Origin of the sequence: Sphingobium sp. EM0848 (assembly GCF_013375555.1) — a bacterium.
In the GTDB taxonomy this organism is placed as follows: Bacteria; Pseudomonadota; Alphaproteobacteria; order Sphingomonadales; family Sphingomonadaceae; genus Sphingobium.
Genome location: NZ_JABXWB010000001.1, coordinates 2,651,827 through 2,667,148, shown reverse-complemented (window position 1 = coordinate 2,667,148; position 15,322 = coordinate 2,651,827). Strand labels below are relative to the sequence as shown.

Below are 15,322 nucleotides of genomic sequence, written 5' to 3'. Positions count from 1 at the left end.
GCGCACCGCGCTGGAGGCTCCTAGTGGATCACCATGCCTCAGACACTCAGCATCGCATCCTGGAATATCAACAGCGTTCGTGCCCGGCTCGATATCGTCGAGCGTTTTCTGAAGGAGGAGGCGCCCGATATTCTGTGCCTTCAGGAAACGAAGGTGGTGAACGAGATTTTCCCCACGGACATGTTCCGGCGGCTGGGCTACGTCCATCAGGTGCTGAACGGTCAGCGGATGCACCATGGTGTGGCGATCATGTCCAGAGTGCCGATCCATGAGGATGACCGCCTCGACTGGCAGGCCAATGGCGAGGCGCGCCATGTTGGTGTCCGGCTGGATAATGGGGTGCGGATCGAGAATGTCTATGTGCCTGCGGGCGGCGATGTGGCCGATCGGGAGGTCAATCCGAAATTCGGCCAGAAGCTGGATTTTCTGGAGCGTATGATCGAATGGTCCTCCGGACTGGAAGACAAGCCGACAATCCTCACCGGCGACTTCAACATCGCGCCGATGGAATGCGATGTGTGGAGTCACAAGCAACTGCTGAACGTCGTCAGCCATACGCCGATCGAATGCGAGATATTGGCGCGGTTGCAGGCGTCCAACGATTGGGTCGATATCGGTCGGCATTTTTATCCCGCGCCGCAGCGGCTTTACACTTGGTGGAGCTATCGTGCCCGTGACTGGGCGGAATCGGATCGTGGACGGCGGCTCGACCATATGTGGATGACCAAGGAGGTAGCGGACAAGGCGCTCAGCCATCGCGTGGTTGAACCCGCGCGCAACTGGGGCAAGCCGTCCGACCATATTCCGATCATTACGGAATTCGCTTTCTGATGAGCGCGCGCGCTGCTGCTCGCGCCATCGATGCGCTGCGCCGCGGTTGGGCGGTAACGGTGCGCGCTGCCGACGGCGCGCTGCGCCTGATGGCGGTGGAGGGGGCGGATGCGGTGACGCTGGGCGGCTTCGACCCGGCGGGGGAAGCCGATATCCTGATCTCTGCCGCGCGGGCGCAGACGCTGAAGCTCGCCAATCAGATTGCGGCGGCCGATCCCGATATGCCCGTGCTGGTGGCGCGCGCGCCGTGGATCGACGTGGATGTGGCCACCGCCATTTCCGATCCGGTGCTGGACCTTGCCTCGCCGCTCAAGGGGCCGTTCATGGCCAGGCCGCTGGCCGCGCCGCTGGCGGCCAAGGCGGCGCTGCGGCTGGCGCGGCTGGCAGGCATATTGCCGGCCTATTTCGCGACGGCGGACGGTGAGAGCGAGGCGGAAGTCAGCGCTGCCGACATCGACGCTTATGACGACGCCGTGCATCTGGACATAGCGACGCGGGCGCGGCTGCCGGTTTCCGCCAGTGAAACGGCGGAGATCGTCGCCTTCCGCAGCCCGGACGAACCGCGCGAGCATGTCGCGCTGATCGTCGGCCAGCGCGATTCCTCCCCGCCGGTGATCCGGTTGCACAGCGAATGCCTGACCGGCGATGTGCTGGGGTCGCTGAAATGCGATTGCGGGCCGCAATTGCATGAGGCGCTGCACCAGATCGCGGATTCGAAATGGGGCATACTCCTCTATCTGCGGCAGGAAGGGCGGGGCATCGGCCTTGTGAACAAGCTGCGCGCCTATGCCTTGCAGGATCAGGGTTTCGATACGGTCGACGCCAATGTGCGGCTGGGCTTCGCCATCGATGCCCGCGATTTTTCCGTCGCGGCGCGGATGCTCCACCTGCTCGGCGTGGGCGAGGTGCGGCTGCTGACCAACAATCCCAACAAGGTGACGGGGCTGGAAGCGGCGGGAATCAAGGTGGCGGAGCGTCTGCCGATCATCCTGCCCGCCAATCCGCACAATGAACGCTATCTGGCGACCAAGCGCGACCGGACCGGGCATCAACTGTGAGCATGGTCCGCGTCGATACTGGCGCGGGGCGGCTGTCTTGCGGCGCGATCGAAATGGCCTGCACCATCGGGCGCGGCGGCGCCTGCGCGGCGGCGGACAAGCGGGAAGGGGATGGCTGCACGCCCCTGGGCATCTGGCCGATCCGGGGGGTGCTGCTGCGGCCGGGCAAGGCGGAGGCGACCGGCATCCGTCTGCCTTGGCGTTGGGTGCGGGCAGGGGATGGCTGGTCGGACGATCCGGCCGACCCGGCCTATAACCGGCCTGTCCATCTGCCGCGCGCTTTCTCGGCGGAAAATCTGCTGCGCGATGACGATGCTTATGACGTGATCGTGGTCCTCGGGCATAATGACGCGCCGCCAGTGCCGGGGCAGGGGAGCGCGATCTTCTTCCATCTGTCGGAGGGGCGACCCACCGCCGGCTGCGTGGCGGTGGACCGGGCGGACATGCTCCGGCTGCTGCCGTTGCTGGTGCCGGGCGATGTCATGGAGATTGTTTAGCTAAGCCCGCTCCAGTTCCGCCACCTCACCACCAGCCGCTTCCAGCAGACGCCGCTCCAGCGTTTGCAGCCGTCCCTTGCTCTCGATCTTCCCGGCCAGCAGGTCGGTCACATAGAAAGTATCCACCGCCCGCTCACCATAGGTGGCGACATGCGCGCTGTGCACCGTCACCTTCGACTGGAACAGCGCATTGGCCAGGCTGAACAGCAGCGCCGGACGGTCGCGCGCATTGACCTCGATCACGGTGAAGCGGTTCGACGCCTTGTTGTCGATCAGCACATTGGGTTCGATGCGGAAGGCTTCGGCGCGGGTGCGGGGCAGGGGCCGCGCTTCCAGCTTGGTGATCATGCGGTGGCGGTTGGCCAGCGAATCCTCGATCGCCTTGCTGATGCGGGCGAGCTGGTCGGGACTGTGGAAGGCGCCGCCCAGCGGGTCCTGCACTAGGAAATTGTCGATCGCCACGCCGTCGCGCGTGGTGTGGATGCGCGCGTCGATGATGTTGCCGCCCGCCAGATGGATAGCGCCCGCCACCCGGTAGAACAGCCCCGGATGGTCGGCGGCATAGACCGTGACCAGCGTCGCCCCGCGCTGCGGATAATATTGCGCGGCGATGGAGAGCGGGGAATCGCCCGCCTCCAATATATGCTGCGCATTGTGGATGAGGATGTCCTCCGGCTCCGCGATCCAGTAGCTTTCGGGGAGTCGCTTGCTGAGCCTGTCGAAATCCGCCTCGGGCAGGTTCAGCGCCTCGCGCAGCGCCTGCTGCTTGGCGGCGACGCGTTCGCTGCGGCCCTTCTGCTTGTGGCCAAGGCGCAGCACCTCTTCCGCCGCTTCGTAAAGGTCGCCCAGCAACTGCCGCTTCCAACTGTTCCACACGCCCGGTCCGACGGCGCGGATGTCGACCACGGTGAGGCACAGCAACAGGCGAAGCCGTTCCGGGCTTTGCACCACGTCGACGAAATCGAGGATGGTCTTGTAATCGGCCAGATCGCGCTTGAAGGCGGTGGCCGACATCAGCAGGTGATGCAGCACCAGCCACGACACCGTTTCGGTTTCCGCTGCCGTCAGGCCCAGACGCGGGCAGAGATATTCCGCCACTTCCGCGCCCAATATGCTGTGGTCGCCGCCGCGGCCCTTGGCAATGTCGTGCAGCAGCACCGCGACATAGAGGACACGGCGGGAGATCAGCTTGCCCATGAGTTCGGTGGACAGCGGATGGTCTTGCTCCAACTCGCCCTTCTCGATCCGCGCCAGCAGGCCGACGGCGCGGATGGTATGCTCGTCCACCGTATAATGATGGTACATGTCGAACTGCATCTGGGCCACGACGCGGCGGAAATCGGGGATGAAGCGGCCGAACACCGTGGACTCGTTCATCCAGCGCAGCACCGTTTCCGGGTCGCGGGGAGAAGTCAGCACTTCCATGAAGGCGGCGTTGGCGCGCGGGTCCCGGCGGACCCTGGCGGTGATGAGGCTGGCGTCGCGGCTGGCGGAGCGCATGGCGCTGGGATGGATGGCGAGGCCATGTTTGTCGGCCAGCGCGAAGATTTCCAGCAGCCGGACCGGATCATCCTGAAAGAAATGATCGTTGGGCAATGCCAGCCGCCCGCGATCCAGCACGAAACCGTCCAGCTTCTTCGGGCGTCGGAAGAAGCTGGGGATGTAGCGCCGCCCGCGTTCCGCCATCTGGTCGTCCAGATGCGCAAGGAACACGGCGGTCAGGTCGCCAACCGTCTTCGCGTTCAGGAAATAATAGCGCATGAAGCGCTCCACCCCCGACCGCCCGGCGCGCCCGGTAAAGTGCATCCGCGTCGCGGTTTCCAGCTGAAGGTCGAAGGTCAGCCGGTCCTCCGCCCGCCCGGTGATCATGTGCAGGTGGCAGCGCACCGCCCACAGGAAATCCTCCGCCTTCTGGAACTGGCGCAGCTCGCTTTCAGTCAGCAGGCCGACATCGACCAGCTCATCGACCGATTTCACCCGGTTCACATATTTGCCGATCCAGAACAGCGTGTGCAGGTCGCGCAGGCCGCCCTTGCCCTCCTTCACATTGGGTTCGACGACGTAGCGGCTGTCGCCCATCCGCCGGTGGCGCTCGTCGCGCTCCTCCAGCTTTTCGGTGACGAAGGCGCGGGCTGTGCCCTGCATCACCTCAGCATCGAAGCGGGTGGCGGTTTCCTCGTACAGGGCGCGGTCGCCCCAGATATAGCGCGCTTCCAGCAGGGCGGTGCGGACGGTCAGGTCCGCCTTCGCCATGCGCATGGTTTCGTCGATGGAGCGGCTGGAGTGGCCGACCTTCAGCCCCAGGTCCCACAAGGAATAGAGCATGGATTCAATGACCTGCTCGGTCCAGCCGGTCGGCTTCCAGGGGGTGATGAAGCCGATATCGACATCGCTGTGCGGCGCCATCTCGCCCCGGCCATAGCCGCCCACTGCGGTCAGCACGATTCGTTCGCCTGTGCTGCGATTGCTCGCCGGGTAGAGATGATGCGTCGTCGCGTCGTAGAGCAACCGCAATATCTGGTCGATCAGGAAGGCGAAGGCCGTGACCGCTTCACGCCCACGCGTCGGTTTCTGGTCGAGGCGGCGGGCGACATCCTCCCGCCCTGCGTCCAGAGCCGCCTTCAACTCTTTCACGATCAGGCCGCGCAGCTTCATCTGGTCGCCCCGGTGCTCCTGCGCCAGGGCGTTGATGCGGTCGGAAATGGCGCGCCGGTCGATGATGGCGCGTCGGGACCCCAATTTCGGAAACTGCATGACCATGTGATGTATTTAGCCTTCCTGACCGGCCGCTGCCAGTTGCTTGAGGCGATATAGCTGATCCAGCGCTTCGCGGGGCGAGAGGGCATCGGCATCGATGCCGTCCAGCGCGGCGCGCAGGGGATCGACCATCTCCTCGACCTGCGCCGTGGCGGCGGCGAAAAGGGGCAGGTCGTCCAGCCCCGCCGCGATGCCGCCGGTCTTGGCCTTGCCCGCTTCGAGCCGGGCGAGAACGTCCTTCGCCCGCTTGAGGACGGCTGGCGGAAGCCCGGCCAGCCGCGCCACGGCCAGACCGTAGCTGCGATCCGCAGGCCCCTCCGCAACCTCATGCAGCAGGACCAGATCGCCCTTCCACTCGCGCGCCCGGACATGATGGAGCGAAAGGGAGGACAGGCTTTCCGCCAGACGGGTCAGCTCATGATAATGGGTGGCGAACAGGCAGCGGCAACGGTTGACCTCATGCACCGCCTCCACCACCGCCCAGGCGAGCGCCAACCCGTCATAGGTGGAGGTGCCGCGCCCGACTTCATCCAGAATGACGAAGCTGCGTGTCGTGGCCTGCGCCAGAATCGCGGCGGTTTCGACCATCTCGACCATGAAGGTGGACCGGCCCTTGGCCAGATTGTCCGACGCGCCGACGCGACTGAACAGCCGGTCGACCAGCGTCAGCGTCGCGGCCTCGGCAGGAACGTAGGCGCCCGCCTGCGCAAGAATGACGATGATCGCATTCTGACGCAGGAAGGTCGATTTACCGCCCATATTGGGGCCTGTGACGAGCCAGAGCCGGTCGCCGGTGGCAAGGCGGCAGTCATTGGCGACGAAGGGCTGGCCTTCGCGGTGCAGCGCATCCTCGACCACCGGATGGCGGCCGCCGCTGATGTCGAGGCAGGGTCCTTCGCCATCGTCGGGCAGGAAATGGGGCCGCTGCCATCCGCCTTCGGCCCCGCGTTCGGCAAGGGCCGCCGCGACGTCCAGCCGGGCGAGGGCATCGGCGGCGCGGGCGATCTCCGCCTTGCGGGCGAGGGTGGCCTCTATCAGATCCTCCAGATGTGCGGCTTCGGCGACCAGTGCATGGGCGCCCGCCTGCGCGACGCGGCTCGCCTGTTCATGCAGGTCGACCGAATTGAAGCGCACCACGCCGGCCAGCGTCTGGCGATGGGTGAAGCCGCTGTCGGGCTGCATCAGCTGGTCGGCGGCGCGGGCGGGCACTTCGACATGATAGCCGAGTACGCCATTATGCCGGATCTTGAGCGCGGCGATGCCGGTCTGCTCGCGATATTTGGCCTCCAGCGCGGCGATGGCGCGGCGGCCGTCACCGGCCAGCTTGCGCAGCTCGTCCAGCGCGGGGTCATGGCCGTCGGCGATATAGCCGCCATTGGCCGTTTCGGTCGGCGGGCTGGGAACAAGGGCGCGGGACAGGACATCGACCAGTGCGCCATGGCCGTCGAGCGAGGGGAGCAATTGGGCGAGCAACAACGGTTGGTCGGGCAAACGCCCCAACCGCTCGCGCAGCAGCCGCGCTTCGCCCAGCCCGTCACGAAGCTGGCCAAGGTCGCGCGGGCTGCCCCGGCCCATGGCGATGCGGCCGAGCGCACGCCCGATATCAGGCAAGGCACGCAGGGCGACGCGCAACTGGTCGCGCAGCATGCTGTCGTCGTGGAACAACTGGACAAGGCCCAGCCGCGCTTCGATGGCGGCCTGATCCATAAGCGGCGCAGAAAGATCCTGCGCCAGCAATCGCGCCCCCGCGCCCGTGACGGTGCGGTCCACCGCGCCGAGCAGGCTGCCCTGGCGCGAACCGCTCATCGTGGCGGTGATCTCCAGACTCTCGCGCGTCGCGGCGTCGATCGCGACATGGGCGCCGCTGGTCTTGCGCATCGGCGGGGCGAGGAAGGGCAGGGTGCCCTTGCCCGCATGGTCGAGATAGCTGAGCAAGCCCCCCATGGCCGCCAGTTCGGCGCGGCTGAACTGGCCGAATCCGTCGAGCGTGGCGACGCCGAAGACGCGCTTCAGGGACGCTTCGGCGCGGCCGCTGGAAAAAGCGTCGCGGTCGAAGGGGTGAGAATCGGGCAGATCCAGGTCCAGGCTGTCGGGCAGAACGATCTCGCTGGGACGCAGCCGGGCGAGCTCGGCGGGCAGGTCGGCGGCGCGCAGGGTCAGCGTTTCGAAGCGACCCGTCGAAATATCGGCGGCGGCAAGGCCATATTCGCCTACGTCCTCGCCCCCGACCTGCGCCAGCGCCACCAGCATATTGTCGCGCCGGCTGTCGAGCAGCGTCTCTTCGGTCAGCGTGCCCGCCGTCACATAGCGGACGATCGCGCGGGCGACGAGCGATTTGGACCCGCGCGCCTTGGCCTCGGCCGGGGTCTCGGTCTGTTCGGCAATGGCGACGCGGTGCCCCGCCTTGATCAGCCGCGCAAGATAGCTTTCCGCACTGTGCACCGGCACGCCGCACATCGGGATCGGCACCCCGGCATGTTCGCCCCGGCTGGTCAGCGCAATGTCGAGCGTCGCCGCCGCCGCCTTCGCATCCTCGAAGAACAGCTCGAAAAAGTCGCCCATGCGGTAGAAGAGCAGGCAGTCCTGCGCCTCCGCCTTGAGCGCAAGATATTGCGCCATCATAGGCGTCGCTTGTTGCGTGGATGTGTCGATCGTTCTCGCCATGATCATGCGGATAGCCCGAACCAAAGGCTCAGGCCAGAGTTTCGGAAAAGGGCAGGAAAATTGCGTTCTCGCACTTGCCCACAATATAATCTTACCGCTAGGGCCAAGGGGAATTGTTCCTTAATCCGGGTGTAGAGATGACCGACAAGTCGAATGTGGAGTTTTCCGAACGCGAGGCGCTGTTCTTCCACTCGACGGGGCGCCCCGGCAAGATCGAGATCATCGCATCGAAGCCGATGGCGACCCAGCGTGACCTCAGCCTTGCCTATTCGCCCGGCGTCGCGGTGCCCGTGCGCGCCATCGCGGCAGACCCGGCGACCGCCTATGACTATACCGCCAAGGGCAATCTGGTCGCGGTGATCTCCAACGGCACGGCGATCCTGGGCCTGGGCAATCTGGGCGCGCTGGCGTCCAAGCCGGTGATGGAAGGCAAGGCGGTGCTGTTCAAGCGCTTCGCCGATGTCGATTCCATCGACATCGAACTCAAGACCGAGGATGTCGACAAGTTCATCGACGCGGTCGAGTTGATGGAGCCGAGCTTCGGCGGCATCAACCTTGAGGATATCAAGGCGCCCGAATGCTTCATCATCGAACAGACGCTGAAGGAGCGGATGAACATTCCGGTCTTCCATGACGACCAGCACGGCACCGCGATCATCGCGGCGGCGGGCGTCATCAACGCGGCGATGCTGACCGGCCGCGACATGAAGACGATGAAGGTGGTGGTGAACGGCGCGGGCGCGGCGTCCATCTCCTGCACCGAGCTGATCAAGGCGCTGGGCGTGCCCAATGAAAACGTCATCATGTGCGATAGCAAGGGCGTGATCTATCAGGGTCGCACCGAGGGCATGAATCAGTGGAAGTCGGCCCATGCGGTGAGGACCGACGCGCGCACGCTGGCCGAAGCGGTCAAGGGGGCGGACGTGTTCCTGGGCCTCTCCGTCGCGGGCGCCATGTCGCAGGACATGGTGAAGTCGATGGCGGATAAGCCGATCATCTTCGCCATGGCCAACCCGGACCCGGAAATCTCGCCGCCCGAAGCGCATGCGGTGCGCCCCGACGCCATCGTCGCCACCGGCCGGTCGGACTATCCCAATCAGGTCAACAACGTCCTTGGCTTCCCCTTCATCTTCCGCGGCGCGCTCGACGTGCGGGCGACCGGGATCAACGAGCCGATGAAGCTGGCCGCCGCCAAGGCGATCGCCGAACTGGCCCGCGAACAGGTGCCGGAGGAAGTCGCCAAGGCCTATGGCCGCTCGCACAGCTTTGGCCCGGATTACATCATCCCCGCGCCCTTCGACCCGCGCCTGATGGAAGTTGTCCCCTCCGCCGTCGCGCAGGCGGCGATGGAAACCGGCGTCGCGCAGAAGCCAATTGCCGACATGGCCGCCTATCGCCAGTCCCTGAAGGCGCGACTCAACCCCACGACCTCGGTGCTGACCACCGCCTATGAGGTCGCCAAGGCCAACCCCAAGCGCGTCGTCTTTGCCGAGGCGGAAGAGGAAGTCGTGCTGCGCGCCGCGATCCAGTTCCGCGAGCTGGGCTATGGCATCCCCGTGCTGGTCGGCCGCGCCCATGTGCTCGACAAGCTCAAGGAACTGGGTGTGCAGGACCCGCAGAGCTTCGAACTGCACAACAGCGTCAATTCGCCGCTGGTGCCGGAAATGGTCGACCTGCTCTACAAGCGGCTCCAGCGCCGTGGCTATCTGCGCCGCGATTGCGAGCGGATGGTGAACCGGGACCGCAACATCTTCGGCTCGCTGCTGGTCAAGATGGGCCATGCCGATGCGATGATCACCGGCATGACGCGTCCGTTCGCCCAGACCCTGCGCGAAGTGAAGCGGGTGATGGACCCGGCGGCGGGCCGTACCCCCTTCGGCATTCACGTCATGGTGTCGAAGGACAAGACGGTGTTCCTGGCCGATACCACGGTCAATGAGCGGCCTTCCGCGCAGGAACTGGCCGACATTGCCGAAGGCACGGTCGCCGTCGCCCGGCGCATGGGCCACGATCCGCGCGTCGCGTTCCTGTCCTACTCCAATTTCGGCAACCCGCCGGGCGCTCATCTGGCCAATATGCGCGACGCGGTGAAGATCCTCGACGAGCGGGATGTCGACTTCGAATATGAAGGCGAAATGACCGTCGATGCGGCGCTCAATCCGACGGTGATGAAAAATTATCCCTTCAGCCGCCTGTCGGGTCCGGCGAACATTCTGGTCATGCCGGGCCTGCAATCGGCCAATATCTCGGCCAAGCTGCTGCGCGAACTGGGCGGCGCGACGATGATCGGGCCGTTGCTGGTCGGCATGGACAAGTCGGTGCAGATCGCCACCATGTCTTCCAACGCTTCGGAAGTGTTGACGCTGGCGGTGCTGGCGGCGGCGGGCGTCGCTCTCTGATACCGGCTTGGCGCCGGGGTCAACTCCGGCGCCAGCCCGTCAGATCGTCCGGCTGGTCGACATCGAAGCCCAGACCCTGCCGGACGATAGCGGAAAAGGGCAGGCCCAGCCGCCCGGCTTCCGCGCGATGCGCGGCGAAGCTGCCCTCCCCATAATGGAACTGGAAATCGGCGGCCTGCGGTAGCGGCAGCGACAGCGCATTGGTGCCCTGTCCGTGGAGGTCCGGCGCGATGGCAAGACTGTCCGGGGGACCCTCCAGCAGCGCGGCAATGTCCGCCGCCTCGATCAAGGGCAGGTCGGCGGACAGGATGACAAGCCGGTCGATTCCTGCCGCCAGCGCTGCGTCCCGCGCACTCGCCACGGCGGGATTGAGGCCGTGGCCCGGATCGGCAAGCAGGCCGATCGTCTCCGGCAAGGCGTGGCGCGACGGCCCGAGCAGCCGCAGCCGCTCCATGCCCGCCACCTCAGCCGCAGCGGCCACCGTGCGGTGCAGCATCTCCGCCACCAGATCGCGCCGTCCCGCTTCGTCCAGCACGGGCATCAGCCGGGTCTTGCAGGCGGCGGGCGCCTTGACCGGAATGACGACCCAGCAGTTCAACCGGCGATCCGCTCGGCCAGATCGAGCGCAGCCCGCGCCACCCGCGCGCGGTCGTCCAGCGTCTTCATCAGCGTGTCGGTCGCGGTGTGGGGAATGACAAGGCCCTCGCCGCCGTCGCGTGCATCCACCAGCAGGCCGTCGATAATGTCTGCATAATGGGCGGCGATGGCCTGATTGGTGACGGAGAGGCCTAGTTCGCCCATCAGCTTGGCGGTCGGTCCCTTGACCGCCTGCCCGCCGACGATCGGGGACACGGCAACGACCGGCGCGGAAGCCGCGGCCAGCGCCTCGCTGATCCCCGGCACCGCCAGAATCGGATCGACGCTGAGCCAGGGATTGGACGGCGCGATCAGGATGGCGCGGGTATCGGGATCGCTGATCGCCTCGATCACGCCGGGGGCAGGGCGGGCGCGCTCCGCTCCCTCGAAGCGGATGGCCCGAACGGCCGGGGCGCAGCGCTGCTCCACAAAATAGCGCTGGAAGGGAAGCTCGCCCTGATCGGTTTCGACATGGGTGGCGACGCTATCGTCGCTCATCGGCAGCACCGAGAGGCCAAGCCCCCATGCCGTCGCGAACCGCGCCGTCACCGCGCTCAACGTCTCGCCGGACGCCAGCAGATGCGACCGCAGCACATGCAGCGCCATGTCGCCGTCGCCCAGCAGGAACCAATCCTCTCCGCCCAGTGATTTCAGCGCGTCCATGAAGGTCCATGTCTCGCCCTCACGGCCCCAGCCCTGCGCGGCATTGGCCTTGCCCGACAGGGTATAGAGCAAAGTGTCGATATCGGGTGAGATGGCGAGGCCCAGATGCCGGAAATCATCCGCCGTGTTGACAATGGCGGTGATCTCTTGCGGTGGGCAGACCTGCATCAGCCCCAGCACCAGCTTGGCGCCGCCCACGCCCCCGGTCAGGACAACGGTGCGGCCGCTCACCGGAACAGATCCTCTTCCAGCGGGCGGACCAGCGCGCCCGCGCCATTTTCGCCTTCGGGCAGCGACAGGCCCCGGATCAGCGCGGCGGGCACGCTTTCCGCGCCTTCGCCCGTCACCAGCGTCGCGGCGGTGGCGATCTGGTCGGCCAGCGCGATCTGGGTGACTTCCAGTCGTCGTCCGTCGCGATCCTCCTCACCCCGCCGGTCGACCAGCGCCGGCAGCCCCGCCGCGCCGATAGCGACGCCCACCACGCCATGGCGCCAGGGCCGCCCGAAACTGTCCGAAATCACGATCCCGATTCCCGCAGCATCCGGCCCGGCCAGCGCATCCAGCAGGCCCCGCGCCGACCCGTCCGGATCGACCGGCAGCAGCAGGGCGCGCTCCGCCTCGCCCGGCCCGATATTCGACCGGTCTATGCCGCTGTTCGCCATCACATGACCCAACCGATGACGGGTGATCAGCACATGGGGCACGGCCCGTACCACGGCGCTGCTTTCGCGCAGCACCAGTTCGACCAGTCGGGCGTCCTTGTGCGTGGTGGCCGCGAGGGATATCGCCTCCTCGCCCGGCTCAATGGTGGAGAGGTCGATCATCCGCCCCTCCGCCTTGGACAGAATCTTCTGCGTCACCACCAGTACGTCGCCGGGCTTCAGCGGCCACAGGCCCGCCGCCGTCAGGCTTTCGCGCAGCAGCGCGGCGAGATCGTCGCCCGCGCGGATTTCGGGAAGATCGAAGAGCGGATGAATCGCAATCATGCCGTGCCTTAACGTGCCTGTGTCATTTACGGTAGCATCGGCTTTTGCTTGCCAAGCCGCGCCAAGTCGAGAAGAGAAGACAGAAAGTCGAGAAGAGCAGAGAAGATGACGATTTCAGGCACAGATTCGGTAGCATTTGACGGCGCCACTTTCCGCCGCGTTCTTGGTCATTATCCGACCGGCGTTTGCGTGGTGACCGCGGCGGAGGCGGACAAGGCGCCGACCGGCATGGTGGTGGGGTCCTTCACCTCCGTCTCGCTCGATCCGCCGCTGGTCGCCTTCTTCCCGGCGAAAAGCTCGCAAAGCTGGCCGCTGATCGAGAGCGCGGGCAAGTTCTGCGTCAACATCCTGGCCAGCGATCAGAAGCCGCTCTGCCAGCAATTCTCGGTCAAGGGTGCGGAGGACAAGTTCGCGGGCGTGACGCATCGCGTTTCGGCCAACGGATCCCCGATTCTGGATGGGGTGGTGGCCTGGATCGACTGCCAGCTCGAAGCCGTGCATGAGGCGGGCGATCATTATATCGTTCTGGGCCGCGTGATGGCGCTGGAGGTCGAGACGCCGGGCAAGCCGCTGCTGTTCTTCCAGGGCGGCTATGGTGAGTTCGCCCATCTCAGCTGAGCGGACGCCGGGGCAGAGCCCCGGCTCCCCTTTCAGAAGAAGCTGGTCGAATCCACCCCGGCCAGGCTGTTGATGCCGAGCAGCAGCACGCTTTGTTCGAAAGCGCCGTCGCCATTGGCGTCGTAGAAGACCCAGCCGTCGATGGTCCCCGCGATGAAGGCCACATGATTGACTCCGGCGGTCGTGTTGGCGGCGGCCAGCGCGTCGGAGAAATTATTGGTGGCGATCGTCTTTTCGGCATAGTCGGCGGCGGGCGGGCTGCCGTTCAGGAAGTCGAGGTCGATGCGGTCGCCTTCGCCGGCCCTGAAGTCGGTGATCCGGTCATAGCTTGCCGTGTTGAGCGTCGTATCGCCCCGATTGAAGACGAACACATCCGCCTCTGTCCCGCCGGTCAGCATGTCCTTGCCCGCGCCGCCGATCAATATGTCGTTGCCCGCGCCGCCGTCCAGACTGTCCTGCCCATCCTCGCCATAGAGCCGGTCGTCGCCGGCATTGCCCAACAGGGTGTCGTTGCCGGCGCCTCCCCACAGGCCGTTATTGCCGCCGTTGCCGGTGATGCTGTTGGCCAGATCATTGCCGGTGCCGTCGATATTGCCGATGCCGGTCAGGGTCAGCTTCTCGATCTCCGCGGCAAGCCGGTAGCTGACCGAGGCGTTGACCAGATCGGCGCCTCCGCCCGCCAGTTCGAAGATCAGATCGTCATTGGCGCTGTTGCCGTCGTCGGACCAGCTGTCGACGATACAGGTGTCGCCGCCGTCGCCGCCGGACATGCCGTCCGCGTCGGTGCCGCCGCCCATATCCCGGCGGGCAGCATGAGCGCGTTCGACTGGCAGGAAAGCTGGTGGATGGGTCCGCTGTTCGTCGCCCATGCCAATCCCTTCGCCTATGGCGACTGGCGGTACATCCGCTCGGCGGAAGAGGCGGAAGAGGCGGAAGAGGCGGCCGAGACGGTTGCGGCGCGGGGCTTCCTCTATGGCCTGTTCGGCCATGTCCACCGGCATCGTCGTTATGACTGCGCCGCCGCCACCATCTTCACCCTCGGTTCGCTCGGCCAGCCCCGCGACGACCGGGCCCGGACGCCGAAATGGGCGATGATCGAAATCAGGGGAGATATTGTGACCATCGAATCCCGCGACATTGACTTCGACCCGGAGGATCAGATGCACGCCATCCGCGCCACCACGCTTTCCGCCGCCACGCAGGAGCGGCTCTGCGGCTATTTCGCATGAAGATTCTCGTCACGGGAGCAGGGGCGGTGCTGGGGCAGGGCATCATCAAATCGCTGCGGCAATCGACGCTGGACTGCACCCTGATCGCGGCGGACCCCAATCCGCTGTCCTCGGGCCTTTATTGGGCCGATACGGCTTACCGGTTGCCCTTTGCCGCCGATCCGGCCTTTGGCGACCGCATCCACGAACTGCTCGACCGGGAGCGGCCCGATGTCGTGCTGGTCGGCACCGATGTCGAACTGTCCTATTTCGCCGCCGAGCGTCACCGGCTCGAAGCGCTGTTCCGCACCCATGTGCTGGTCAGCGATCCGCGCGTCGTCGCCATTGCCGACGACAAGCTGGAAACCGCCCGCTTTTTCGAGAGCGTCGGCCTGCCGCATCCGGCTTCCGCCTGCGCGGAGGATAGGGACGCGGTGGAGGCGCTGGTCGAATGCGTCGGCTTCCCGCTGATCGTGAAGCCCCGCATCGGCGCGCGCTCGGTCGGCGTGTCGCTGGTCCGCGACCGGGCCGAACTGGCGCAGGCGCTGGAAGGGCGCATCGGGCTGGTGGTGCAGGAGTGCGTCGGCAATCCCGAGTGCGAATATACCGCCAGTGCATTGGTCTTCGACGGTATGGTGCAGGCGTCCGTCGTCATGCGCCGCGACCTGCGTGATGGAAACACCTATCGCGCCTATACCGGCGACTATCCCGAACTGAACGAGCAGGTCCGCACGCTTGGCGAGGCGCTGCAACCCTATGGCCCGGCCAATTTCCAGTTCCGGCTGGACGACAGGGGCATTCCGCGCGTGTTCGAGATCAACGCCCGCTTTTCCGGCACGACTCCGTTGCGCGCCATGGCGGGCTTCAACGAGGTCGAAATGTGCGTGCGCAAGCTGCTCTACGGTACACCGATCGTCCAGCCGCCGGTCCGGTCCGGCGTCATCCTGCGCCTTCTGGACGAGATGTTCGTGCCGCGGGACCGGATCGACGCAGTGCGGTGAGGCC

Annotated in this window: 13 protein-coding genes; 7 read left to right on the top strand and 6 right to left on the bottom strand. The window is 65.9% G+C overall.

Annotated features, from left to right (window positions below; translation table 11 throughout):
- The first annotated feature begins 33 nt into the window (after window positions 1–33).
- The 3 genes from xth to HUK73_RS12950 are packed head-to-tail and all read left to right on the top strand — an operon-like array spanning window position 34 to window position 2,386.
- A complete protein-coding gene (xth, locus tag HUK73_RS12960; protein WP_176592264.1) occupies window positions 34–831 on the top strand; it encodes an exodeoxyribonuclease III in 798 nt (265 codons plus the stop codon).
- Window positions 831–1,889 (top strand): GTP cyclohydrolase II, encoded by a 1,059-nt coding sequence (gene ribA, locus HUK73_RS12955; RefSeq protein ID WP_176592263.1) that lies wholly within the window; start codon window positions 831–833, stop codon window positions 1,887–1,889. The genes xth and ribA overlap by 1 nt, the downstream gene beginning before the upstream one ends.
- Window positions 1,886–2,386: a L,D-transpeptidase family protein gene (locus HUK73_RS12950; protein ID WP_176592262.1), complete on the top strand. Its 501-nt coding sequence runs from the start codon at window positions 1,886–1,888 to the stop codon at window positions 2,384–2,386. Before ribA ends, HUK73_RS12950 begins: the two co-directional genes overlap by 4 nt.
- Here the strand turns inward: HUK73_RS12950 and HUK73_RS12945 are convergent, their stop codons facing one another.
- Window positions 2,387–5,146, bottom strand: coding sequence for a [protein-PII] uridylyltransferase (locus HUK73_RS12945; RefSeq protein ID WP_176592261.1), 2,760 nt, complete (start codon window positions 5,144–5,146; stop codon window positions 2,387–2,389). It abuts the gene before it with no gap.
- 9 nt (window positions 5,147–5,155) lie between these two features.
- Window positions 5,156–7,807 carry a DNA mismatch repair protein MutS gene (mutS, locus tag HUK73_RS12940; protein ID WP_176592954.1) on the bottom strand — a complete coding sequence of 884 codons (2,652 nt, stop codon included), beginning with the start codon at window positions 7,805–7,807 and terminating at the stop codon, window positions 5,156–5,158.
- Between the two features lie 137 nt (window positions 7,808–7,944).
- Between mutS and HUK73_RS12935 the strand changes: the two genes are divergently transcribed.
- Window positions 7,945–10,206 (top strand): NADP-dependent malic enzyme, encoded by a 2,262-nt coding sequence (locus HUK73_RS12935; RefSeq protein WP_176592260.1) that lies wholly within the window; start codon window positions 7,945–7,947, stop codon window positions 10,204–10,206.
- Between the two features lie 19 nt (window positions 10,207–10,225).
- Here the strand turns inward: HUK73_RS12935 and cofC are convergent, their stop codons facing one another.
- From cofC to cofE, 3 genes are read right to left on the bottom strand one after another with little or no spacing between them, the layout of a single operon-like run.
- Window positions 10,226–10,804: a 2-phospho-L-lactate guanylyltransferase gene (gene cofC, locus HUK73_RS12930; protein WP_176592259.1), complete on the bottom strand. Its 579-nt coding sequence runs from the start codon at window positions 10,802–10,804 to the stop codon at window positions 10,226–10,228.
- Window positions 10,801–11,736 carry a 2-phospho-L-lactate transferase gene (gene cofD, locus HUK73_RS12925; RefSeq protein ID WP_176592258.1) on the bottom strand — a complete coding sequence of 312 codons (936 nt, stop codon included), beginning with the start codon at window positions 11,734–11,736 and terminating at the stop codon, window positions 10,801–10,803. Before cofD ends, cofC begins: the two co-directional genes overlap by 4 nt.
- Window positions 11,733–12,491 (bottom strand): coenzyme F420-0:L-glutamate ligase, encoded by a 759-nt coding sequence (cofE, locus tag HUK73_RS12920; protein WP_176592257.1) that lies wholly within the window; start codon window positions 12,489–12,491, stop codon window positions 11,733–11,735. Before cofE ends, cofD begins: the two co-directional genes overlap by 4 nt.
- A gap of 105 nt (window positions 12,492–12,596) precedes the next feature.
- Here cofE and HUK73_RS12915 point away from each other — a divergent pair, with 105 nt between their 5' ends.
- A complete protein-coding gene (locus tag HUK73_RS12915) occupies window positions 12,597–13,109 on the top strand; it encodes a flavin reductase family protein (RefSeq protein ID WP_176592256.1) in 513 nt (170 codons plus the stop codon).
- Between the two features lie 32 nt (window positions 13,110–13,141).
- On the opposite strand, the gene HUK73_RS12910 is transcribed toward HUK73_RS12915, so the two are convergent.
- Window positions 13,142–13,978, bottom strand: a complete 837-nt coding sequence (locus tag HUK73_RS12910) for a calcium-binding protein (RefSeq protein ID WP_304413753.1) — start codon at window positions 13,976–13,978, stop codon at window positions 13,142–13,144.
- Here HUK73_RS12910 and HUK73_RS12905 point away from each other — a divergent pair.
- Window positions 13,955–14,338: a hypothetical protein gene (locus tag HUK73_RS12905; protein ID WP_255326274.1), complete on the top strand. Its 384-nt coding sequence runs from the start codon at window positions 13,955–13,957 to the stop codon at window positions 14,336–14,338. The genes HUK73_RS12910 and HUK73_RS12905 overlap by 24 nt on opposite strands.
- Window positions 14,335–15,318, top strand: a complete 984-nt coding sequence (locus tag HUK73_RS12900) for an ATP-grasp domain-containing protein (RefSeq protein WP_176592255.1) — start codon at window positions 14,335–14,337, stop codon at window positions 15,316–15,318. Before HUK73_RS12905 ends, HUK73_RS12900 begins: the two co-directional genes overlap by 4 nt.
- Window positions 15,319–15,322: the final 4 nt, after the last annotated feature.